This is a genomic window from Pseudoduganella sp. S-14 (assembly GCF_049913285.1).
Lineage (GTDB): Bacteria > Pseudomonadota > Gammaproteobacteria > Burkholderiales > Burkholderiaceae_D > Rugamonas.
In genome coordinates this window covers 4,987,976-5,010,488 of record NZ_CP183991.1, presented here as the reverse complement: position 1 = coordinate 5,010,488, position 22,513 = coordinate 4,987,976, and the positions used below count along the sequence as shown (strand labels likewise).

The following is a 22,513-nucleotide window of genomic DNA, read 5'->3' as shown; positions in this document are numbered from 1 at the left end:
CAGGTGAGTTACAGGGTTTTACTTCAGTCTACATAAGCAGGTTCGATGCGGCCGGCCACCGGCATGCGCACCGACAGCACTTTGCCGCTCAGCGGGTGTGCCGCCAGTTCCTCGGCCGGGCGCTTGCCGGCCGTGGTGATGTACAGGGTGCGCAGGTCTGGCCCGCCGAACGCCACCATGGTCGGGCAACGCACGGGCAGGCGGATCTCGTCCAGCTGGTCGCCCTGCGGCGACAGCTTGAGGATGCGGTCGCCTTCGAACATGGCGACCCAGTAGTTGCCTTCGCTGTCCACTGCCGCGCCGTCCGGGCGTCCGCCGTAATCGGCTGCCGATTTGTCCATGCTGAAGCGGCGCACGTCGCGCTCGTCGCTGACAGTGCCGGATACCAGGTCGAAGGCAAAGCGCGTGACGCGGTGGCTGGCTGTCTCGGCGTGGAACATGGTCTTGTTGTCCGGGCTGAAGGCCAGGCCATTCGAGTTGACCATGCCGCCGGACCAGACCTTGCGTACCTGGCCGCGTTCGAGCACATACATCTCCGCGGCCGGCTTGTCGCGCGGCTCGTAGATGGTGCCGCACCAGAAGCGGCCTGCCGCATCGCACTTGCCGTCGTTGAAGCGGGTGGTGGCCTGGTCGAACGGCGCTTCGGCCACCAGCGTTAATTCGCCGGTGCCGGGATCGAATTGGGAGAAGCCGCGGCGCTGCGCGACCATCAGGCCGCCTCTTGCCGCGCGCGCCAGCGACGACGCCTCGCTGTCGACCTTCCATTGCTCGTGCTGGCCGGTGCCCGTGCACAGGCGGTGAATGGCGAAGCCTTCGATATCGACCCAGTACAGGGCTTTCTCGTCCGGCGCCCACAGCGGGCTTTCGCCAACGGTCATGGTGGCGTCGCAGGCGACTTCGATCCGGTAGCTGTTCATTGGATTTGCGCCGCCTTGGCCATCACGATCAGGCCGTTGGTCGAGCTGTCATGCGCTTCCGGATCGACCTTGCCGGTCAATTCGGCCTGGATCTTCCTGGCCAGGACCTTGCCCAGTTCCACGCCCCACTGGTCGAAGCTGGCGATATTCCACATCACGCCCTGCACGAAGGTCTTGTGTTCGTACAGCGCGATCAGGGCGCCCAAGGTGGACGGCGTGAGCTGGTCCATCAGGATGGTGTTGGACGGGCGGTTGCCGGGGAAGGTCTTGTGCGGAACCATTTCCTCCATTTCCGCAGCCGGCAGGCCGGCGCCTTTCAGCTCTGCGCGCACTTCGTCTTCGGTTTTGCCTTTCATGAAGGCTTCCGACTGGGCGAAGCAGTTGGCCAGCAGGGCGTCGTGGTGGCCCGGCAGGTCGTGGGTTGCGCGCAAGGCGGCGATGAAATCGATCGGCGTCGCGTCGGTCCCCTGGTGCAGCAGCTGGAAGTAGGCGTGCTGCGCGTTGGTGCCGCACTCGCCCCAGACGATGGGGCAGGTTGGCGTGTCGACTGGCTGGCCATTTTTCGTCACACGCTTGCCGTTGCTTTCCATGTCGAGTTGCTGCAGGTAAGCCGGGAAGCGGTTCAGGTCCTGGTGGTAAGGAGCGATGGACAGTGAGCTGGCGCCGAGGAATTGGCGGTTCCAGAAGCCGATCAGGGCCAGCAGTACCGGCATGTTCGCTTCCAGCGGCGCTTCGCGGAAGTGTTCATCCATGGCGTGCGCGCCTTCCAGGAAAGCCTGGAAGTAGCCGAAGCCGATCGCGATCGCAACCGACAGGCCGATGGCCGACCATACGGAGTAGCGGCCGCCAACCCAGTCCCAGAACGGGAACATGTTTTCCGGATCGATGCCGAAAGCACGCACGGCATCGGTATTGGTGGACACGGCGACAAAGTGACGCGGCAGGTCAGCCTCGCGTGCGCGGCCGAGGAACCAATTGCGCGCAGTCTGCGCGTTCAGCATGGTTTCGGCGGTGGTGAAGGTTTTCGACGCGACGATGAACAGCGTGGTTTCAGGATTCACCTGTGCCAGCACGGCGTCCATATCGTGGCCGTCCACGTTGGAGACGAAGTGCATCTTCATGCGCGGGTGGCAGTAGGAGCGCAGGGCCAGCACGGCCATTTTCGGTCCCAGGTCGGAACCGCCGATGCCGATATTCACCACGTCTGTGATCGGCTTGCCCGTGTGGCCCAGCCAGCCGCCATTGCGCACTTTGTCGGTGAAAACCCGAATCCGGTCCAGCACTGCGTGCACGTCGGCATTCACGTCCTGGCCATCGACCTTCTGTGCCTTGCCGCGCGGCATACGCAGGGCGGTGTGCAGTACGCTGCGGCGTTCGGTAATATTGATTTTTTCACCGGCAAACATGGCGTCGCGCTGCTCCACCACGCCGCGCGTGCGGGCCAGGTGCACCAGCAGCTTGATGGTCTCGTCGTCGGCGCGGTTCTTGGAGTAATCCAGGAACAGGCCTGCCGCATCGACCGTCATGCGCGGGAAGCGGCCGGGGTCCTTCTGGAACAACTGGCGCATTTGCCAGTCGCGGGCGTCGTGGGCGTGGATTTCAAGGGCCTGATAGGCCGCGGTGGAAGTCAGGGCGGGCAAGCGCATAATGTCCGGTGGCATATGGTTTTATGAATTGTGTTTAACTATACAGCAAAAACAGGTAAATTCACTACAAATCTTTTGTCGTGCTGGTGAATCGAGGGGCTTTTGAGCGTGATTCCACGCAATGGGAGCGCTCGCAATCGGAAATTTTGTAGTAAAATTTCCGTAAATTCATTGAAAAGGAACGATCATGCCGTTGCATCCAGTCCTGGAAAAAGTCACCGCACGCGTCATCCAGCGCAGCCGCGTTTCCCGCGGCGCCTACCTGGCGCACCTGCAGGCGGCCCGCGTCAAAGGCCGCACCCAGCGCGGAACCCTGTCCTGCACTAACCTGGCGCACGGTTTTGCCGCGTTCCCGGCCAACGACAAGCTGATCCTGAAGGAGGTGAAGCAGCCTTCCGTGGCGATCATCTCCGCCTATAACGATATGCTGTCGGCGCACCAGCCGTTCGAGACCTTCCCGGTCATCATCAAGGATGCGGTGCGCAAGGTTGGCGCCGTGGCGCAGTACGCGGGCGGCACGCCGGCCATGTGCGATGGCGTAACCCAGGGCCAGGCGGGCATGGAACTGTCGCTGTTTTCGCGCGACGCGATTGCGATGTCGGCGGCGATCGGCCTGTCCCATAATATGTTCGACTCGGTGCTGTACCTGGGTGTGTGCGACAAGATCGTGCCCGGCTTGCTGATCGGCGCGCTGCACTTCGGCCACCTGCCTGCGGTGTTCGTGCCGGCCGGCCCGATGACCTCCGGCCTGTCGAATAAAGAGAAAGCGGCGATTCGCCAGCGCTACGCACAAGGCAAGGCGACCCGCGAAGAACTGCTGGAAGGCGAGGCCCAGTCATATCACGGCGCCGGCACCTGCACCTTCTACGGTACCGCCAATTCCAACCAGATGCTGATGGAGATCATGGGCCTGCATTTGCCGGGCGCCGCCTTCATCAACCCGGGCACCCCGCTGCGCGATGCGCTAACGGCTGCCGCTGCACAGCGCGCAGCGCAGATCACCGAGATGGGCAATGAGTACATCCCGGTCGGCCATATCGTGGACGAGAAGTCCATCATCAATGCGGTGGTGGGACTGCTGGCCACCGGCGGTTCGACCAACCACACCCTGCACCTGGTGGCGATTGCCAAGGCGGCCGGCGTGGTGATCGACTGGGATGATTTCAACGAGCTGTCGGCCGTGGTGCCGCTGCTGTGCCGCATCTATCCTAACGGCGATGCGGACGTCAACCATTTCCACGCTGCCGGCGGCACCGGCTTTGTGATCCGCGAACTGCTGGATGCTGGACTGCTGCACGACGACGTCAATACCATCCTGGGCAAGGGCTTGCGCGCCCACTGCGCCGAGCCGTTCCTGAACGAAGACGCCTCCGGCGTGATCTTCAAGGAAGCCCCGCTGAAGAGCGCCGACGAGAAAGTACTGCGCGGCGCTGCCGACCCGTTCTCGAAAGACGGCGGCATGGTGCTGGTGCAGGGCAACCTGGGCCGCGCCATCATGAAGGTGTCCGCCGTCAAGGATGAGCACCGCACGGTAGAAGCGCCGGCGCTGGTGTTCGATTCGCAGGAAGCCTTCATGGCAGCCTACAAGGCCGGCAAGCTGGATCGCGACTTTGTGGCCGTGATCCGCTTCCAGGGCCCGAAAGCCAACGGCATGCCGGAGCTGCATGCCCTGACCCCGGCGCTGGCCAACCTGCAGGACGCCGGCCGCAAGGTGGCGCTGGTGACCGATGGCCGCATGTCCGGCGCGTCGGGCAAGGTGCCGGCCGCGATCCACGTTTCGCCCGAAATCCTGGCGGGCGGCCCGCTGGGACTGGTGCGCGACGGCGACATCATCCGCCTCGACGCCGATAGCGGTACGCTGGAAGCGCTGGTTTCCTCCGACGTCTGGCACGGCCGCGCGATGGCGCAAGCCGACCTGTCGCCAAACCAGATCGGCATGGGCCGCGAACTGTTCACCATGTTCCGCAATACCGTGTGCGCAGCGGAGCAGGGCGCGACCAGTTTCCCGCTGCCGTCGCCGATCCAGACCACCGTGCCACTGCACGGCGAAGACAATGTGGGCAATACGATGCCCGGTTCCGATGAAGATTTCCTCGCAAAGAAAGCCTGATATGACCCTGCTCGAGATTATGCGTACTTCGGCCGTGATCCCTGTGATCGCGATTGACGACCCGGACCACGCCGTGCCGCTGGCGAAAGCCCTGGTGGCAGGCGGCATCCGCGTGCTGGAAGTGACCCTGCGCACCCAGCATGGCCTGGGCGCGATCCGCGCCATGAGCCAGGTGGAGGGCGCCATCGTCGGCGTCGGCACGCTGACCCAGCCCGAGGAATTTGCCGCCGCGCGCGATGCGGGTGCGGTATTCGGCGTGTCCCCGGGCCTGACCGATGCGCTGATCGGCGCTGCCAAGTCCAGCGGCCTGCCCTTGCTGCCGGGCGTGATGACGCCCTCGGAAGTGATGAAGGCGCGCGAGCAGGGCTTCAAGCAACTGAAGTTGTTCCCGGCAGTTCCGGCCGGCGGCGTCGGCATGCTGAATGCGCTTGCCGGCCCGCTGTCGGACGTGGTGTTCTGCCCGACCGGCGGCATTTCGCAAGATACGGCGCCAGCCTTCCTGTCGCTGAAGAACGTGGCTTGCGTGGGCGGCTCCTGGCTGACGCCGAAGGACGCCATGCAAGCGGGCGACTGGGACCGCATCACCGCCATCGCCAAGGCGGCAAGCGCACTGCGCCACTAATGGAAGTCATCGCCCGGCCTTTGACGTCGGGTGAGATCGCGCTGGCCCGGCTGGTGTTCGGCGGCGCGATCGACTACCAGCGGGTATGTATCCACAACACCCGCTTCATTCCTTTCCTGCAGCGTAAAGACGTCTGCATCACGCCCAACGGCGAACTGTATTTCCACATCTCCCGCTACCGCCCGGATTTCTCGCTCGCTACCGAGGCTGAACAGCACTGGTTCATGCACGAGATGGCCCATGTATGGCAATACCAGCTTGGCTATCCGGTGATGTGGCGCGGGGCCCTGAGGATCGGGCTGAGCTACGATTACGAGCTCTCACCCCATTTGCGGCTGTGCGACTTCAATATGGAGGCGCAGGCCGAAGTGCTGGCCGACTATTTCGTCATGGGCTGCCTGCACAAGCTGGATGCCGCCCTCTACCACGACGTGCTGCGCGATTTTCTGCGCGACCCGTCTTCCCGCGCCAATCTGCCGCGTATATTTTTTGCTAACAATGTGCTATCGTAGTTGCTTTAGAGCACACTTTTACCAGCCATGACCAATCCATACCAGGCACCAGCTGCCGACCTCGATCTCCCTGTGCAAGATGGCAGCAATGCAGACCCGCAGGTTGGCGGCTTCTGGCTGCGCGTCGCCGCCAAGCTTCTGGACTTCGTCATCATGCTGCCCCTGGTTGGGTTGACGTACTGGCTCAGCACCATTTCTCGCGTTTTCTACCTGGCCTGGATCGTTCCCGGCATCGTTACCGGCCTTCTCTACTCGGTCTACCTGGTACGCCGCTTTGGCGGCACGCCAGGCAAGCTCGTGATGAAATTGCGCGTCCAGATGAAAGATGGTTCGCCAGTCTCGTTCACGGCGGCCTTGATTCGGGAAGCGCCAGTCATGCTGCTGGGCGCCGCGATCAATCTGGGCCTTGGCCTCTCGGCCCTGGCGATGGATGACGCCACGTACCTCAACTATGGCTTCCTGGCGCGCAGCGAGGCCTTGATGGCGTCGGGCCCGGGCTGGCTGACGGCGGTGAATTGGAGCATGCAGGGATGGACCTGGGTTGGTGCAATCGTCATGCTGCTGAATTCACGCCGCCGCGCCGTACATGACTTCCTGGCCGGCACCGTCGTCGTGAAACTGGAGCGAAGAAGCTGATGAGCGATTGGGCCTCGCCGCAGGCCCCGGAGCTGTTGATTTGCCAATGATGTGATATCTTTATTGCCCCGTAGATTCCACATCATTCTCAATGCAGAACACTGCGCTGATCATCGTCGACATGCAGGTCGGCATGAGCTGGCCGGGGCCGGGCGAGCGTAACAACCATCAGGCGGAGCAGGTCATCGCTGGCCTGCTCGGGCGGTGGCGCGAGCACGGCGCCCCGGTAGTCCATATCCGCCATATGTCGCGCACTCCGGGATCGCCATTCTGGCCGGGCCAGCGCGGAGCTGAATTCCAGCCAGCGCTGGCCCCGGAAGCGAACGAACATATCGTGGAAAAGAATGTGCCGGATGCCTTTATCAATACCGGGCTGGAACGCTGGTTGCATGCGCGCGGCATTTCGTCCGTGCTGTTGGTTGGCGTCAGCACCAATAATTCGGTAGAAGCGACAGCCCGCACCGCGGGCAACCTCGGCTTCAAGACGTATGTTGCAGCAGATGGCTGCTATGCCTATGCGCAGATTGATTTCGACGGTGTGCGGCGCAGTCCGCAGGAAGTTCACGCAATGGCCTTGTCCAACCTGCACGGAGAATATGCCACCGTCATCCAGGCGCAGGACGCCATTTCACAATTACTATTCAAATAAGCAAGCGGGGAAACGATGGGGATGGAGATCGAAGCAGCAGGCGACCTGGTGACAGCCAGCCTGGTGGCAAGGGAAGTTGAAGGCGATGCCGGCAAGACCGGCGCGCATGGACACAGCGCAGCATGCGCAAACTGCGGCACGCCAGTCACCGCCAATTATTGCGGCAATTGCGGCCAGAAGGGCCACTTGCACAAGTCGGTGCTGCACCTGGGCGAGGAGTTGATCCACGGCCTGCTTCACTTCGATACCAAGGGCTGGCGCACCTTGCCGCTGCTGGTTGCCCGCCCGGGCCAGCTGACGCGCCGCTACATCGACGGCCAGCGGACGCGCTTTGTTTCGCCGCTGGCGCTGTTCCTGTTCATGATGTTCTTCATGTTCTTCGTTTTCTCGCTGACGATGGGCACCAGCTTCGGCCCGAGCACGGGCAAGGTCGTCGAAGGCAAGAACGGCAAGGCCGCCTTCGAGCAGAAGATGAATGAAAAGATCGCTGACCAGAAAGCGCTGGTCGCCGAGGCTGAGGAGGAACTCAAGGACGCGGAGCCCGGCACGGCGGAGGTCGCGAAGGCCCAGCACCGGCTGGATGAAGCGAAGAAAACGCTTGACGGCCTGAATAGCGCCCTGGCAGCCGGCAAAGTTGCCATGACCGGCACCGCCAGGTTTACGGAAACGGTCAAGCCGGCCGCCAGGAATGCCGGCAAGGCGTCTGCGACGGAGGAGACAAAGGAAAGCGCAGGCGCGAAGGAGCCGGGGATCATCCAGGAAATCGTGCAGGATGTCACCGAAGGGATGACAGACATGGACGCGGCAGGCAGCAAGGATGCCGGGCATTCCGACTCCGGCTGGCTTCGCAAGGGCATCCGGCACGCTGTCGATAATCCTGAGTTGGCCAAGTACAAGCTGAAGAACGCGGCTTACAAATACTCCTTCCTGCTGGTGCCGATCTCGCTGCCATTCCTTTGGCTGATGTTCTTCTGGCGCCGCGGCGTCACGATGTATGACCACGCCGTGTTCTCGCTGTATTCGCTGTCGTTCATGTCGCTGCTGTTTACCATTGTCGCGACCCTGAGCTACTTTGAATTCGGCGGCCTGGCGGGCTGCCTGTTCGCCTTCATCCCGCCTGTGCACATGTTCCTGCAATTGCGTGGCGCCTACGGCCTGTCGCGCTACGGCGCCTTGTGGCGCACCTGCTTCCTGCTGTTCATGACAGTCATTGTGCTGACCATGTACGCCCTGGTCGTGTTGGCGCTGTCTGCAACGTGAGCCTGGTTACGACACTCCGGCCCGCCGATTCGGCACAACAGGCAAGCGCCTGCAGCGGCCTCGAAGAGTTGAAGCCTTTCCTGACCCATCGATCAGGGTACGCGCGCGAAGCTGCGATTGGCAGGGCGGCGGCATTGCGCTGTGAGGGGGCGATACCTGCCCTCATGCCGCGTTTGAATGATTTCGTGCCGGAGGTACGCGCCGCTGCGCGCCGGGCAATACAGGCATTATGGCCATTCGCAGGGCATGAAGACTTGCTGGCGGTTGTCGGATTTACATGGCGGTTACGCCATTTCTCTAGGCTGAATCATTCAGCCTGGATTGCCGGCGCGCAGGCCGAACTTGCCGGCCGGCTCACGTTCGAGCAATTGCGTGAAGCCTTATGCTCGCGCCATCCCATGGTGGCTCGCGGCAGCTTCTTCATGCTTCTGGAGCGTGAACTTATCCCGCGCGTTGAACTGTTGACCCTTGCAGTCGAATCGGGCAAGGACATCGTCATGTCGCGCCAGGCAGCCGTGTTGGCCCTGTCGCTTCCAGATGAAGACCGGATTGCCGTCTTGCGGGGCGGCCTGAAATCCCATTTCGGCGTGGTCCGCACCCATGCTTTGCGCGGCCTGCTGGGTTGTACTCCCGACGCGGCAGAAATTGCCCGCGGCGCTTTGCTGGACCCGCAAGGGTCGGCAAGGACTTTCGCCCAGTTCTATTTGCGCAGCAATGGAGTGGATCTCGCGCCTTATTATCGTGAGCTCCTGCAGGACAGGAACGCCAGGACCAACCAGGCCTGCGTGGCCCTTGCCGCACTGGGAAGCATGGGAGGGGCGGGGGATATCGTCTTGTTGCGGGAGATGAGCAAGGCGCCATTCCCATCAATACGCGGTGCTGCATTTCTCGCGTGGCTGAAATTGGCGCCCTCTGACAAGGATGCAATCGCGCTTGCGGCGCTTTCTGATGAGGGCCGCGCGAATCGCAGGCTGGCGGCGCAGATGGCGACACGGCAAGGCGCTTACATTCCCTTTGAGCGAGTAAAGGAAGTCTTGCGCAACAAGGCGGATCTATCAATTTTGCTGGCCTTTGCGCGCCTGAGGAAGTGGGATTGGCTGGAGACGATCGCGCTTGAGGCGATGCAAGCCGAGCGAGGAAGCAGGGTGTGGGACGCGCTGCATATCGATATGTTGCGTTGGCTGGCGCATGCCGTCCATTCTTACGAGCGCCCGGACGAGCGGCAGCGAGATCGCCTGCTCGCCCCCGGAATGGTGCAAGCGCTGGAACGGCTGTTTGATGGAAGCAGGGATGTCTTGCATTACGAGTTGGATTTGATCGCGAAATGTTGAATGAGCAGCAGAAGAACTTGATTGCCGGCGAGGCCGCCGGCGCTGAAGCCGCTGGGTTCCTGCTGGCCGGCCAGCAGGCGCTGGTCCACCGGCAAGGCTGGCTGAAGATGCTGGCGCCGCGCGCCGCGGGTGGGGCGGAGATGCCCTTGCCGCAAGTGGTCCGGCTGGAGGAGGCGCTTGCGGAAGCGGAGGGTAGCTTGGGGTGGGTGGTCACGCTGTGCGCCGGCGCCGGCTGGTTTGCCGGCTTCCTGCCGCCCGAAACGGCGCGCGAAATCATCTCGACCCCGGATGTTTGCCTTGCGGGCAGCGGCGCGCCGACCGGTTTTGCCGACAAGGAAGGCGAAGGTTATCGCATTGCCGGGCGCTGGGACATCGCCAGCGGAGCACCAATGGCGACGCATTTCACGCTCAATGCAGTGTTGCGTGAGAACGGCCAGCCTCTGGCCAGGGAAGATGGTGCGCCGCGGATACGCGCGTTTGTCGTCCCTGCCGCGCAAGTGGTGGTTGAGCCGACCTGGCGCAGCTTCGGCATGAAGGGCACTGCGTCGCACAGCTACTGCGTCGAAGGGGCCTGGGTGCCGGTAAGCTCCGGCTTCACGATTGATCCCGCCCATGCAACGGCGCCCGGCACCCTGTATCGCGTCCCCTTCATGTTGCTGGCGTGGGTGACGCTGGCGGCCAACCTGTCCGGCTTGGCGCGGCATTTCCTGCAGTTGGCACATGAGACCGTTGCTGCGCGCCGCCAGCCGTCGGCCAGTGCGCAGGACGCGGTGGCGCAAGCTGCCGTGGCGCTGGAAGGCGCCCGTGAACGCATGTACGCCCTGCTTGACCAGGCCTGGGCTCAGGCTGAGGGCGAGGAGGGCAGCATTGCTGGCGAGCTTGACACCCAGCTGCGCGAGGCATCGATGGCGCTGGTGCTTTCTGCGCGCCGGTCGGTGGGCGATATTTATCCTTATTGCGGCTTGCGTGCCGCGCAGGAAGACTCCGACATCAACCGCGTCTGGCGCGATTTTCATACCGCCAGCCAGCATGCCTTGTTCACACCATGATCGAGTTCCTGTTTGAGCTGATTGGCGAGATCATCATCCAGTTCATCGCTGAAGCGGCAGCGGAGGCAGGCATGCATTCGCTGTCGGACGCGCGCAGCTACAAGGCCGGTCCTTTACTGGCCGGCGTGGGCTATGCCTTGTTCGGTGCCATTGCGGGCGGAATAACGCTCTGGCTGCTGCCGGAGCACCTGGTACGCAACGAGGTCCTGCGCAAGCTTAACTTGCTGGTCACCCCGCTGGCGGCCGGCGGCTTGATGTGCCTGATGGGAGCGTGGCGCGCGCGCCGCGGCGACACCCTGCTGCGCATCGACCGCTTCGCATATGGCTATGTCTTTGCGCTGCCCCTGGCGCTGGTTCGTTTTGTTTTTGCACAGTAGGAGGGCATCATGGCCTGGCTGATCTTCAAATACCTGGTCACGGCAGGTGTGGTGGTTGCGGTGTCGGAATTTGCAAAACGCAGCGATCGCCTGGGCGGGTTGATCGCCGCGCTGCCGATGGTGACCTTGCTGGCGCTGGTCTGGCTGTACGTTGAACGGCAACCGCAGGAAAAGATCGCCAACCACGCCTGGTACACCTTCTGGTACGTGGTGCCGACGCTGCCGATGTTCCTGGTCTTCCCGTGGCTGCTCCCGCGCCTGGGGTTCTGGCCGACGCTGGGCGCGAGCGTGCTGCTGACGATTGCCTGCTTTGCCCTGTTTGCCGTGTGCGTGCGGCGCTTCGGCATCGAACTGCTCTGATCAGGCCGATGCGGTCATAACGAGTGCACGCGGTTGCGGCCGCATGCCTTGGCCTGGTAGAGGGCGCGGTCGGCTGCGTTGATCAGGTCATACACTTCGCCGGCATTGCTGCTGTCGCTGCTGGCAACGCCAATGCTGATGGTGACGATGCGTTCGTCCGTGCGCGAGGCCTGGTGCGGAATGCGCAAGTCGCGCACTTTGCGGCACATGGCGTTGGCCATCATCACCGCTGCATCGGCGGGCGTGTCGGGCAGGATCACCGCGAATTCTTCGCCGCCGTAGCGCGCGAACAGGTCGGCCGGGCGCTGCTGCATGGTCGATAGCGTGGAGGCCACCGCTTCCAGGCAGGCATCGCCTTGCTGGTGGCCGTAATGGTCGTTGTAGGCCTTGAAGTAGTCGATGTCGAGCATCATCAGCGAGAGCGGCGTGCCCATGCGCCGCGCGCGCCGCGTTTCGCGATCGATCGCCATGTCGAAGTGGCGGCGGTTGGCGACGCCGGTCAGGTCGTCCAGCAAGGTTTGCGAGCGCAAGGCCACGGCCTGTTCTCGCAGCAGGTTCTCGCGCTGTACCGCGGCTGTCACGTCACTGACCTGGATCAGGCAATAGCGTTCGTTGTTGCCCAGGTTGAGCGGCGTGACCGTGATCTGCTGGTGCATGCGCTCGCCTTTTTCGGCGGCGGACTTGTTGGCGTAGAGCGGCAATGGCCAGCGATTCAGGGTTTGCGACAGCAGGGAAGGCAGGTTGTTGCGCAGCGCCTGGCCGATGGCCGCTTCCAGCCGCTTGCCGCGCTGCTCGGGGAACAGGTCGAAGAAGCTGCGTTCCAGCGTTTCGGCGCCGAGCACGCCGGAGTGATGATCCATCCAGCGGTTCCACAACACTACGTGTTCGTTGGCGTCGAGGACCAGGGTGCCCACGTCGATGCAATCGATAACGCCCTGCAGGAGCGGCAGGGACTCGATCGAAGATTTCATGGCTGCGCTCCGCCGATATATCGGTCGAGGAAGTTTGCCACATGCTGCTTCAGGTCGTGCAGCGCCGTCATGTCCATGATGAAGGCAACGTCGCCGGCAATTTGCTGGCGCTCGACGACAAATTCGATATGCAGCATCAGCACTGCAGTTTCGCCGCTGCCGGCCAGCGCCAGGATCTCTTCGCTGTAGCCGAGGTGGTAATCCGGCAGCGAACCATGCAGCTCGTGCCCGAGCAGGTTGGCCAGCGACCCGACGCAGCTGTTCAGCAGGATATTGCCGATCTCGCTCATCGCCTCCTGTTCCATGGCCGACAATTCAGCCAGCGGCATCGCATCGCCCACCATCAGGCGCACGATTTCCTGGCTCTTCTCTTCCGGGAACATCAGGATCGCTTCGGTGTCGAAGGCGCCGCTGTAGTGCTGGCTGATGCCGCACAGGCGGCCGTTGCCGGTGCTGCGGCTGGCCAGCAATCTGGCGGCCGAGGCACGGGTGAGGAAGCTGATGGCAGGCACCGACATGGTGACCGTTTCGTTGACGATCTCGCTCATGGCGGCAGCAGCCTGGCCGACGCCAATATTGAACAGCTCGACGAGGGCGTCGTGCTCCAGTTCGGTGAGCCGGACCATGGTCAGGCTTCCAGCGGCGCAATCAGCTGCGCAATGCGCTCGGCGGTAATCGGTTTTTCCATGAAGCCCACGCCGATTTCTTCCGCCCGCTGGCGGGTTGCGGCCTGGACATTGGCAGTCAGCAGGGAAATGTGGGCATTGGGCAGCATGGCGCGCAGCGCGGCGGCGGCATCGACGCCATTCATGCCCGGCATGTTCACGTCCAGCAAGACCAGGTCGGGCTGCAACCCCTGGGCCTTGGCGATCGCTTCGTCGCCGTTGGCGGCTTCTTCCACGACCCAGTCGGCATGGCGCACCTGGATGTGCTGGCGCGTCAGCATGCGCGACACGCGGCTGTCATCCACGATTAATACGGTACTTGGCTTCATGTCGTTTTTCCCGGCTTAGTTGGCAGTTCGGATAAAATAGGCAACCTTTATTGATTCCATTGTAACTATGACGCAAGACAAATTGAAACAGGCTGTTGCTATTTCAGCGATCGAGTATGTAATCGACGGCGAAATCATCGGCGTTGGCACCGGTTCCACGGCGAATTTCTTCATTGATGAACTGGGCAAGATCAAGCACCGCATCAAGGGTGCTGTTGCCTCGTCGGAAGCGACTGCAGCGCGCCTGGCCGGTCACGGTATTCCTGTCTATGATCTTAACGAGGTTTCGGAAATCGCGGTGTACATTGACGGCGCCGATGAGATCAATGCGGCAGGCCACATGATCAAAGGCGGCGGCGCGGCATTGACCCGCGAAAAGATCGTGGCATCGGTATCGAAGCAATTCGTCTGCATCGCCGATGGTTCCAAACTGGTAGAAACGCTGGGCAAGTTCCCGCTGCCGGTGGAAGTGCTGCCGATGGCCCGTAACGCGGTGATGCGCCAGCTGGCAGCCCTGGGCGGCCAGCCCAAGGTGCGCACCAAGGCTGGTTCCGATGAAATCTTCGTGACCGACAATGGCGGCAATATCATCGACGTAGCCGGCCTGTCGATTACCGATCCGGTCGAGCTGGAAACCCGCATCAACCAGATCGTCGGCGTGGTCGCCGTCGGCCTGTTCGCTGCCCGCGGCGCCAATGTGTGCCTGCTTGGTACTCCCGACGGCGTGCGCACCGTCAAATACTGATTCTTCCCTTAGAAAGAGCCCATGAAACGACTGTTCCTGCTATTGCTTGCTGCTGGTGTACTGAGTGCTTGTGCAACCAAAAAACAGGTGGCCCAGGCGCCTGTGAAGCGTAAATCTGTGCTGGAGGCGGAAGCTATTGCCAAGCGATCGATGATCGATGGCGTGCCGGTGGAGAAGGTGGAATTCCGCCCAGGTATTTCTTCGGCAACGGTAGAGCGCCTGGCGAATGCGGAAGAATGCCGCGGCGGTCGCGGGGCAGGGCTGGTGACCGAGCGTGGCCCGGTGGAGATTTACCGGATGTCTTGCGCTAACGGGAAGGTATTCATGGCGCGCTGCGAACTGCGCCAGTGCAAGCCGATGAATGGGGATGTGGCGAGCCGCTAAAATTAAATGGGGACGTACCCCATTTAATTAGCAACTGAATAAATGGGGTACGTCCCCATTTAATTTCAGGCCGAAGGCGGCACGTAGCCGGCTGCCTGGTCGGCGCCTTCGCCGAAGAAGTGTTTCTCCATTTGCGCTGCCAGGTATTTGCGCGCGCGCACGTCCGCCAGGTTCAGGCGGTTTTCGTTGACCAGCATGGTCTGGTGCTTGATCCAGGCGGCCCAGGCTTCCTTGGAGACGGATTCATAAATGCGCTTGCCCAGCTCGCCCGGATAGGGCGGGAAGTCCAGGCCTTCGGCTTCCTTGTTCAGTTTGATGCAGTGGACGGTACGTGCCATCTTCGGTGCTCCTAAAAAAATCGATTATAAGGTCTTGATCAAGACTTGCGACTTGCGCTGCCAGTTGTAGAGGCGCTGGCGGTCCTTCGGCAGCGCGTCGACAGTGGCGGGCGCAAAGCCGCGCTTGATGAACCAGTGCGCGGTGCGGGTGGTCAGCACGAACAGCTTGCTGATGCCCTGCGCCCGCGCGCGGTTTTCCATGTGTTTGAGGATACGCTCGCCGTCGCCCTGGGCTTGCACGTCAGGGTTGACAGTCAGGCATGCCATTTCGGCCATTTTTTCTTCCGGGAAGACGTACAGCGCCGCGCAGCCGAAGATCACGCCGTCGTGCTCGATGACCGAGAACATCTCGATCTCGCGTTCGATCAGTTCGCGGCCGCGCTTGACCAGGGTGCCGTCGGCCTCCAGCGGCTCGATCAGCTTGATGATGCCGCCCACGTCTTCAATGGTGGCCGGGCGCAGCGATTCCAGGTTCTCGTGCGAGATCATGGTGCCCACGCCATCGTGGGTGAACAGCTCCAGCAGGGCCGAGCCGTCCATCGCGAACGGCACGATGTGGGCACGCTCGACGCCGTTATTGCAGGCCTTGACACAGTGCTTCAGGTAGTAGGCGGTGGCGTCGGGCAGGAAGCCTGCCTGCAGCACGGCTTCGGCCTGGTGCGAGGAGAGCTCGCGGATTTCGGTGCCGCCGGCGTCGGTCATCATCTCGGTTTCGGTGATGAACACCAGCTTGTCGGCGTGCAGGGCGATGGCGGCGGTGCAGGCCACGTCTTCCATCGTCAGGTTGAAGGTTTCGCCGGTCGGGGAGAAGCCCAGTGGCGACAGCAGCACCACGCCGTCCGAACCCATGATGGAGTGGATGGTCTCGGCGTCCACCTTGCGGGTCAGGCCTGTCAGCTCGAAGTCGACGCCGTCGATCACGCCCAGTGGGCGGGCGGTGATGAAGTTGCCGGAAATGATACGGATCGCGGCATGCGACATAGGCGTATTCGGCAAGCCCTGGCTGAAGGCGGCCTCGATGTCGAGGCGCAGTTCGCCGGCGGCTTCCTTGGCGCATTCCATGGCGGCCGTGTCGGTGATGCGCACGCCGTTGTGGAAGCGGCCTTCCACGTTTCGCAGGGCGAGCTGCTCGGCGACCTGGGGGCGCGAGCCGTAAACCACGGTGACGTTGATGTCCAGCGCGTGCAGCAGGGACAGGTCGTGCGCCAGCACCGGGAGGGCGCCAGCAGCAACCAGTTCACCAGGGAAAGCGACCACGAAGGTCTTGCCGCGGAAGGCATGGACGTAGGGGGCGACGGAGCGCAGCCAGGAGACGAATTGGATAGGGTTTTCCATTATTCGCGCATTATAATGCGCTGCGCGGTTTTCGCGCCCAATCTATGTAAAAAACGATGTCTGAAGCAAGCAAGAAGAATCCTCCCCAGCAACCAGCAGGCCAGCGGCCGCAAGGCGAACAACGCCGCCCGGCAAGCCAGCCTGGCCAACAGGCGCGCCGCGCGCCCGCGCAGCCGCCGGCGGGCGCTGCCCAGCGCCGCGAAGTGCGCCAGGAAGGCGCACGCCCGGCGCAGGCCGAAGGACGCCGCGAGGCGCCGCGCCCGCAGCAGCGTGGAGAGGGCGCGGAGGAGCGCCGCGGCGAACGCCGCGAGCGCGAGACTCCGCAGCAGCGCGCAGCCCGCGAGGCCGCGGCAGCGTTCCGCAATCCGCTGCCGCCGATCACCTTCCCCGAAGACTTGCCCGTTTCTGGCCGCCGCACGGAAATCGCAGAAGCCCTGATCATGCATCAGGTGGTGATCGTCTCCGGCGAAACCGGCTCCGGTAAAACCACCCAGCTGCCGAAGATCTGCCTGGAATTGGGCCGCGGCCAGAAAGGCCTGATCGGCCACACGCAGCCGCGCCGTATCGCTGCTTCGTCCACAGCGAAACGCATCGCCGTCGAACTGGGTTCTCCGCTGGGTGAGCATGTCGGCTACAAGGTGCGCTTCAACGATACCCTGAGCAAGGGCGCTTCGGTCAAGCTGATGACCGACGGTATCCTGCTGGCCGAAACCCAGACCGACCCGCTGCTGAAGGCTTACGACACGATCATCATCGACGAAGCCCACGAACGCAGCCTGAACATCGACTTCCTGCTTGGCTACCTGAGGCAGATCCTGCCGCGCCGCCCGGACCTGAAGGTGATCATCACCTCGGCAACCATCGACGCCGAGCGCTTCGCCCGCCACTTCACGCAGGAGGGCAAGCCGCCGGTGCCGGTGATCGAGGTCTCCGGCCGGCTGTACGCCGTCGAAGTGCGCTACCGCCCCGTGGAGCGCGACCAGGTCATGGCGCCCGGCGCGCAGCAAGGCGCCGACGCCAAGGGCGCGCGCACCGCCGCCGCGCGCGACAAGCGCGACCTGATGGAAGCCATCGTCGACGGCGTCGATGAAGTCTGCCGCATCGGCAGCGGCGACGTGCTGGTGTTCCTGCCTGGCGAACGCGAAATCCGCGACGCCGCCGAGGCCCTGCGCAAGCACCACCCGCCGCATGTGGAAATCCTGCCGCTGTTCGCACGCCTGTCGGTCGAGGAGCAGGACCGCGTGTTCCGCACCACCAATGCGCGCCGCATCGTGCTGGCCACTAACGTGGCTGAAACCTCGCTGACCGTGCCTGGCATCCGCTACGTGGTGGATGCCGGCCTGGCGCGCGTCAAGCGCTACAGCTACCGCAACAAGGTGGAGCAGCTGCAGATTGAACCCGTGGCCCAGTCGGCCGCCAACCAGCGCGCAGGCCGTTGCGGCCGTGTGGCCGACGGCGTCTGCATCCGTCTGTACGACGAGCAGGACTTCCTGCAGCGCCCGAAGTTCACGGATCCGGAGATCCTGCGTTCCTCGCTGGCCTCCGTCATCCTGCGCATGAAGTCCCTGCACCTGACGGACGTGGAGAGCTTCCCGTTCATCGAGCCACCGCTGGGCCGCGCGATCGCCGATGGCTACCAGCTGCTGCAAGAGCTTGGCGCGGTCGATGACGACAATGCGCTGACGCCGCTGGGCCGCAAGCTTGCCAAGCTGCCGCTCGATCCGCGCGTGGGCCGCATGATCCTGGCCGCGCAGGAATACCACTGCCTGACAGAAGTGCTGATCGTCGCGTCCGCCTTGTCGGTACAGGATCCGCGCGACCGTCCGGTCGAGCACCAGCAGGCCGCCGACGAAGCGCACAAGAAGTTCGCCGACGAGAAGTCGGAGTTCCTCAGCTACCTGAAAATCTGGAAGTGGTTCGAGAATGCCATCGAGCACAAGAAGTCCAATCGCCAGTTGATGGACTCGTGCCGGGCCACCTTCCTTAACCAGTTGCGCCTTCGTGAGTGGCGCGACGTGCACTCGCAACTGCTCACCATCGTGAAAGAGCAAGGCTGGCGCACCAACGAGCTGCCAGCGACCTACGACCAGCTGCATATGGCGCTGCTCACCGGCCTGCTGGGCAATATCGGCTTCAAGGGCGAGGATGAAGCGGGCGGTGCCTACCTTGGCGCGCGCGGCATCAGGTTCCACGTCTGGCCGGGTTCACACCTGTCGAAGAAGCCGGGCAAGTGGATCGTTTCCGCAGAACTGGTGGAAACGACGCGCCTGTATGCGCGCTGCGTGGCGCGCATCGAGCCGGAATGGATCGAAACGATCGGCGGCCACCTGCTGAAGAAATCCTGGGGCGAGCCGCGCTGGGAAAAACGTCCTGCGCAGGTCACTGCATCCGAACGGGCCACCCTGTACGGACTGGTGGTCTACAGCCAGCGCCGCATCAACTATGGGCAGAAGAATCCGGTGGAAGCGCGCGAGATCTTCATCCGTGATGCGCTGGTCGGCGGCGATTACGACACGCGTGCGCCGTTCTTCGCACACAATCACAAGCTGGTGCGCGAAATCGAAAACCTCGAACACAAGTCGCGCCGCCAGGACGTACTGGTGGACGACCAGTTGATCGAGGCCTTCTACGACGAGCAGATTCCTGCCGACGTGGTGAATGGCGCCGGTTTCGAGAAATGGTACAAGGACGCCTCTGCCGACAATCCGAAGTTGCTGTACCTGATCCGCGACGATTTGATGCGCCACGAAGCGGCCGGCATCACGACCGACCTGTTCCCGAAAAAGATGATGGCGGCGGGGCTGGAGATGCAGCTTTCCTACCACTTCGAGCCTGGTACGCCGCGCGATGGCGTTACGCTTACGGTGCCGCTATATGCCCTGAACCAGCTTTCGCGCGAGCGCTGTGAATGGCTGGTGCCGGGCATGCTGAAGGAGAAGGTGCACCTGCTGCTCAAGACCCTGCCGCAAAAGCAGCGCCGCCACATGGTGCCGCTGCCGGACTACGCTGCCAAATTCTGCGAGCGAACCGAGTTTGCGCGTGGCGACCTGATTGACGCGATCATTGCCGACATCCGCAAGCAGATCACGATCAGCGTCTTGACTTCCGACTTCAAGCCGGAGCAACTGCCGGCGCACCACTTCATGAATTTCAAGGTGGTCGACGAGCATGCCCGCCAGCTCGACATGGGACGCAACCTGGCCACGCTGCAGGCGGAGTACGGCCTGCAGGCGCGCCAGAGCTTCCAGCGCATGGCGGAAGGGGGCAACACGCCTGCCTCCGCTGCGCAACTCGCACAACTTGCGGGTGGCGGCATCGGCAGCGGCGGCGGCGCCAAGCCAAAGCACGGCGGCATCGCAGCCGATGCCGCGCGCGGCGCAAGCCCGGCCACGGCGCCTGCAAGTGTGCCATCTGCTGCCGCGCCAGGCCCCGCTTCGCAGCACACCAACATCACTACCTGGAGCTTTGGCGAGCTGCCGGAGCTGCTGGAAATCACGCAAGGCAAGCTAAGCCTGATCGGCTTCCCGGCCCTGGTTGACAAGGGCACGCACTGCGACCTGGAAGTGTTCGACGACCCGAACGTCGCCGCGCGCACTCACCGCATCGGGCTGCGCCGGCTGTTCATGCTGCAGATGCGCGACCAGATCAAGTTCGTCGAGAAGTCGATTCCCAACCTGCAGCAGATGGGCATGCAGTTCATGTCCATGGGCACGCAGGAGGAATTGCGCGACCAGATCATCGCCAAGGCGATCGAGATCGCCTGCCTGCAGGACCCGCTACCGGTCGACGAAGCGAGCTTCATCAAGCGCAAGGACGAGGGCAAGTCGCGCATCGTCTTGCTGGTGAACGAGATCGCCCGCCTGGTTTCGCAAGTGCTGACCGAATACCACGGCCTGCCCAAGCGCCTGCAAGGCATCAACCAGCAGGTGGCGCAGGACATGCAGCAGCAACTGCAAGGCCTGGTGCACAAGCGTTTCCTGATCGAGAACGAGTTCTCGCAGTTGTCGCACTTCCCGCGCTACCTGAAGGCGATGAACGTGCGCCTGGAGAAGCTGCGTGCCGACGCCGCGCGCGACGCCAAGGCCATGGCCGAGTGGAACCAGGCCGCGGCGCCTTACCAGCGCCTGATGCGCGACAAGTCGGCCGGCAAGAACACCGACCCGAAACTGGTCGACTACCGCTGGATGCTGGAAGAGTTACGCGTATCGCTGTTCGCACAGGAGTTGCGGACACCGATGCCGGTGTCCGTCAAGCGCCTGTTGAAGGTGTGGGAGTCGATGCAGCGCTGAAGCGCTTGCGATACTCGCCCGGAGGGCAAGCAATAAACGCATGGCAGACAATCGGCTGTTGGATCAGCAGCCGATTGTCCGCGGAAGGTGAAGTCCTTGACTGACAGAAAGCAGTCAAATCCTGCCAATCAATAATTACCTTTGCCCCCGCTTTCGCTGCCGGTCGAGCCGCCGCTATAGCTGCTGCCGCCGGTTGAGCTTTGCATCGTACTGGTGCCTGCGCCCATCACGCTGCCGGTCGAGGTGCGCATGCCGGTGGCGGTGGTGCCGTAGAAATTATGGATCTGCGTGCCGAATTCGGGGCTTGCCATGTCTGGCCAGCGGTCCTTGTCGAAGCCCGGCGCGTTCTCCAGTTTTTCCTTGGTGCAGTCAAGCACGAAGCGCTTGTTCACCGTGTCAAGCTGCAATGCCTGCCATGGCACGGCAAACAGCTTGTCGCCCATGCCCAGCACGCCGCCGAAGGACAGCACCGCATAAGCGATCTGGCCGGTCTGCATGTCGAGCATGATTTCCTTGATGTCGCCAAGATCCTCTTCCTGTCGGTTATAGACGTCTTCACCCATCAGCGTGTCAGCGCCCATCAGGCGCGGGCCTGGACCATCGTTGTCGTCACGGTCGCGATAGATGCCGAATTTGTCGCGGTCTAGATAGCTCATTCTGCTTCTCCTCATTAGTGTGATCGAGTGAGGCCAGAATAGCCCAAGCTGCGTGTGCAAGGCGCGCGCTACGCTAGCGCGGCGTAGTCCTACAAGAAGAATGCGATGGCAGCAACTGCAGTCGGCGCAAGGGCTCCTGCCAGCAAGCCAATTGCCCCGATAGATTCATCACGGAATCCTTTGCGCAGCAATGCAACGCCTGCCGGATTCGGTGCGTTGGCGATCACGGTCAGGCCGCCGCCGGCAACGGCGCCAGCCACCAGCATGTATTGTGCTTGCGGCGTGATGCCGTCGATCAGCGAACCGAGATAGGTGAGGGCGGCGTTGTCGGTGATGGCTGTCAGGCCCATTGCGCCGAAAAAGAGCGCCAGTGGCTGCAGGCTTTCGACAATTGGTTGCAGCCACCATTGCTGCATGCTGCCCAGCACCACCAGGCCGGCGAGGAAGAAGCCGACCAGCAAGGCTTCCTTCAGGATCAGCGGTGACTGGTGCTGCGGATAGGCCACGGTAAATCCGAGGAAGAACAGGAACAGGCCGAGGAACAGGACCGGATGATGCGCCAGCAGCACCACGGCAGCCAGGAAAGCCAGGTGGATGATGCTGGTCCACAGCGGGGCCGACGTGTGTGCGGTGTCGGCGGGCGTGCCGCCCTGGCTGCTGCGCAGGTGCGCGCGCAGCAGCCAGGTGGCGGCGCTGGCATTTACCAGCACTGCCAGCGTGGCTTTCCAGCCGAAGTGGGACGCCATGAAGGCAGAATCCCATTGCCAGGTTGTCGCCACCATGAGCACAGGCGGCGCTGCATAGGCGGTCAGCGTGCCGCCGATCGAGACGTTGACGAACAATACGCCAAGTGCGGCGTATTTCTGCCATTCCGGCACGCCATCGCGGAAGATTTGCGGGGCCAGCATCAGGGCCGCCAGCGTCATCGCGGCCGGTTCGGTGATCAGCGATCCTACCAGCGGTACCAGTGCCAGGCCCAACCATGCCTTCAGCAGCGGGCGGCCGCCGGACAGCACGTTGACCAGCCGCTGTACGAAGTCCAGCACTGGCCGCGATGCTGCCACCACCATCACCACAAACACGAACAGCGGCTCGGTGTACTGCTGCGTTTCTGCGTAAGCGATGGCGTTCTGCGGCCCGGCCACGAAAGCCATCGCCACCAGCAGCACCATGGCCCAGAAGCCGAACACCACCTCCACTTCGCCCAGCAGATGCAGCAAGCCGCTGTGACGCGGGAACTTGTGCGATAGCCGTTCAAACGCTTTCGCGCTAAAGGTGTGCAGCAGGGCAAGGGCAAACAAGAGGGCGCCGATCAATTGCATAGTGACGGGA

Annotated in this window: 22 protein-coding genes; 13 read left to right on the top strand and 9 right to left on the bottom strand. The window is 62.8% G+C overall.

Going from position 1 to position 22,513, the window contains the following annotated elements; genetic code table 11:
• Positions 1 to 23: 23 nt before the first annotated feature.
• Both ACN9MZ_RS23015 and pgi read right to left on the bottom strand, forming a co-directional pair.
• Positions 24 to 917, bottom strand: coding sequence for an SMP-30/gluconolactonase/LRE family protein (locus ACN9MZ_RS23015; RefSeq protein ID WP_426339187.1), 894 nt, complete (start codon positions 915 to 917; stop codon positions 24 to 26).
• On the bottom strand, positions 914 to 2,563 hold the full coding sequence (pgi, locus tag ACN9MZ_RS23010) for a glucose-6-phosphate isomerase (RefSeq protein WP_426342949.1): 1,650 nt from the start codon (positions 2,561 to 2,563) through the stop codon (positions 914 to 916). Before pgi ends, ACN9MZ_RS23015 begins: the two co-directional genes overlap by 4 nt.
• A 187-nt stretch (positions 2,564 to 2,750) precedes the next feature.
• On the opposite strand from pgi, the gene edd reads away from it, so the two are divergent.
• From edd to ACN9MZ_RS22960, 10 genes are all read left to right on the top strand, one after another.
• A complete protein-coding gene (gene edd / locus ACN9MZ_RS23005) occupies positions 2,751 to 4,673 on the top strand; it encodes a phosphogluconate dehydratase (protein ID WP_426339186.1) in 1,923 nt (640 codons plus the stop codon).
• Position 4,674: 1 nt separating this feature from the next.
• Positions 4,675 to 5,295 (top strand): bifunctional 4-hydroxy-2-oxoglutarate aldolase/2-dehydro-3-deoxy-phosphogluconate aldolase, encoded by a 621-nt coding sequence (gene eda / locus ACN9MZ_RS23000; RefSeq protein WP_426339185.1) that lies wholly within the window; start codon positions 4,675 to 4,677, stop codon positions 5,293 to 5,295.
• Positions 5,295 to 5,807, top strand: a complete 513-nt coding sequence (locus ACN9MZ_RS22995) for a Rhs element Vgr protein (RefSeq protein ID WP_426339184.1) — start codon at positions 5,295 to 5,297, stop codon at positions 5,805 to 5,807. Before eda ends, ACN9MZ_RS22995 begins: the two co-directional genes overlap by 1 nt.
• A gap of 27 nt (positions 5,808 to 5,834) precedes the next feature.
• The gene (locus ACN9MZ_RS22990; protein WP_426339183.1) at positions 5,835 to 6,443 is read left to right on the top strand and encodes an RDD family protein; all 609 of its coding nucleotides are present in this window, start codon (positions 5,835 to 5,837) and stop codon (positions 6,441 to 6,443) included.
• A gap of 91 nt (positions 6,444 to 6,534) precedes the next feature.
• Positions 6,535 to 7,092 (top strand): cysteine hydrolase family protein, encoded by a 558-nt coding sequence (locus tag ACN9MZ_RS22985; protein WP_426339182.1) that lies wholly within the window; start codon positions 6,535 to 6,537, stop codon positions 7,090 to 7,092.
• A gap of 21 nt (positions 7,093 to 7,113) precedes the next feature.
• Positions 7,114 to 8,352: a DUF3667 domain-containing protein gene (locus ACN9MZ_RS22980; protein WP_426339181.1), complete on the top strand. Its 1,239-nt coding sequence runs from the start codon at positions 7,114 to 7,116 to the stop codon at positions 8,350 to 8,352.
• Positions 8,353 to 8,420: 68 nt separating this feature from the next.
• Positions 8,421 to 9,683 carry a hypothetical protein gene (locus ACN9MZ_RS22975; protein ID WP_426339180.1) on the top strand — a complete coding sequence of 421 codons (1,263 nt, stop codon included), beginning with the start codon at positions 8,421 to 8,423 and terminating at the stop codon, positions 9,681 to 9,683.
• Positions 9,677 to 10,732: an acyl-CoA dehydrogenase gene (locus ACN9MZ_RS22970; protein ID WP_426339179.1), complete on the top strand. Its 1,056-nt coding sequence runs from the start codon at positions 9,677 to 9,679 to the stop codon at positions 10,730 to 10,732. Before ACN9MZ_RS22975 ends, ACN9MZ_RS22970 begins: the two co-directional genes overlap by 7 nt.
• On the top strand, positions 10,729 to 11,109 hold the full coding sequence (locus ACN9MZ_RS22965) for a hypothetical protein (RefSeq protein WP_426339178.1): 381 nt from the start codon (positions 10,729 to 10,731) through the stop codon (positions 11,107 to 11,109). Before ACN9MZ_RS22970 ends, ACN9MZ_RS22965 begins: the two co-directional genes overlap by 4 nt.
• Positions 11,110 to 11,118: 9 nt before the next feature.
• Entirely contained in the window at positions 11,119 to 11,469 is a 351-nt protein-coding gene (locus ACN9MZ_RS22960; protein ID WP_426339177.1) for a DUF3147 family protein, read from the top strand.
• A 14-nt stretch (positions 11,470 to 11,483) separates the two neighbouring features.
• Here the strand turns inward: ACN9MZ_RS22960 and ACN9MZ_RS22955 are convergent, their stop codons facing one another.
• Genes ACN9MZ_RS22955 through ACN9MZ_RS22945 form a run of 3 tightly spaced genes read right to left on the bottom strand, consistent with a single transcriptional unit; the run spans position 11,484 to position 13,434 of the window.
• Positions 11,484 to 12,440 (bottom strand): diguanylate cyclase domain-containing protein, encoded by a 957-nt coding sequence (locus tag ACN9MZ_RS22955; protein WP_426339176.1) that lies wholly within the window; start codon positions 12,438 to 12,440, stop codon positions 11,484 to 11,486.
• Positions 12,437 to 13,066 carry a chemotaxis protein CheC gene (locus tag ACN9MZ_RS22950; RefSeq protein ID WP_426339175.1) on the bottom strand — a complete coding sequence of 210 codons (630 nt, stop codon included), beginning with the start codon at positions 13,064 to 13,066 and terminating at the stop codon, positions 12,437 to 12,439. Before ACN9MZ_RS22950 ends, ACN9MZ_RS22955 begins: the two co-directional genes overlap by 4 nt.
• Positions 13,067 to 13,068: 2 nt before the next feature.
• Positions 13,069 to 13,434 carry a response regulator gene (locus ACN9MZ_RS22945; RefSeq protein WP_426163613.1) on the bottom strand — a complete coding sequence of 122 codons (366 nt, stop codon included), beginning with the start codon at positions 13,432 to 13,434 and terminating at the stop codon, positions 13,069 to 13,071.
• A gap of 67 nt (positions 13,435 to 13,501) precedes the next feature.
• Here ACN9MZ_RS22945 and rpiA point away from each other — a divergent pair, with 67 nt between their 5' ends.
• The gene (rpiA, locus tag ACN9MZ_RS22940; RefSeq protein WP_426339174.1) at positions 13,502 to 14,179 is read left to right on the top strand and encodes a ribose-5-phosphate isomerase RpiA; all 678 of its coding nucleotides are present in this window, start codon (positions 13,502 to 13,504) and stop codon (positions 14,177 to 14,179) included.
• Between the two features lie 21 nt (positions 14,180 to 14,200).
• Complete coding sequence (locus ACN9MZ_RS22935; RefSeq protein WP_426318931.1) at positions 14,201 to 14,563, top strand: hypothetical protein; 363 nt, start codon at positions 14,201 to 14,203, stop codon at positions 14,561 to 14,563.
• 65 nt (positions 14,564 to 14,628) lie between these two features.
• Here ACN9MZ_RS22935 and ACN9MZ_RS22930 read toward each other — a convergent pair whose 3' ends face one another.
• Complete coding sequence (locus ACN9MZ_RS22930; RefSeq protein WP_057261247.1) at positions 14,629 to 14,901, bottom strand: oxidative damage protection protein; 273 nt, start codon at positions 14,899 to 14,901, stop codon at positions 14,629 to 14,631.
• Positions 14,902 to 14,925: 24 nt separating this feature from the next.
• Positions 14,926 to 16,236: an amino-acid N-acetyltransferase gene (gene argA / locus ACN9MZ_RS22925; RefSeq protein WP_426163605.1), complete on the bottom strand. Its 1,311-nt coding sequence runs from the start codon at positions 16,234 to 16,236 to the stop codon at positions 14,926 to 14,928.
• 56 nt (positions 16,237 to 16,292) lie between these two features.
• Between argA and hrpA the strand changes: the two genes are divergently transcribed.
• Positions 16,293 to 20,525 (top strand): ATP-dependent RNA helicase HrpA, encoded by a 4,233-nt coding sequence (hrpA, locus tag ACN9MZ_RS22920; RefSeq protein WP_426339173.1) that lies wholly within the window; start codon positions 16,293 to 16,295, stop codon positions 20,523 to 20,525.
• A 128-nt stretch (positions 20,526 to 20,653) separates the two neighbouring features.
• Here hrpA and ACN9MZ_RS22915 read toward each other — a convergent pair whose 3' ends face one another.
• Together ACN9MZ_RS22915 and ACN9MZ_RS22910 are read right to left on the bottom strand one after the other, a co-directional pair.
• Positions 20,654 to 21,181 carry a PRC-barrel domain-containing protein gene (locus tag ACN9MZ_RS22915; protein WP_426339172.1) on the bottom strand — a complete coding sequence of 176 codons (528 nt, stop codon included), beginning with the start codon at positions 21,179 to 21,181 and terminating at the stop codon, positions 20,654 to 20,656.
• A gap of 89 nt (positions 21,182 to 21,270) precedes the next feature.
• Complete coding sequence (locus ACN9MZ_RS22910) at positions 21,271 to 22,503, bottom strand: putative Na+/H+ antiporter (RefSeq protein WP_426339171.1); 1,233 nt, start codon at positions 22,501 to 22,503, stop codon at positions 21,271 to 21,273.
• Positions 22,504 to 22,513: the final 10 nt, after the last annotated feature.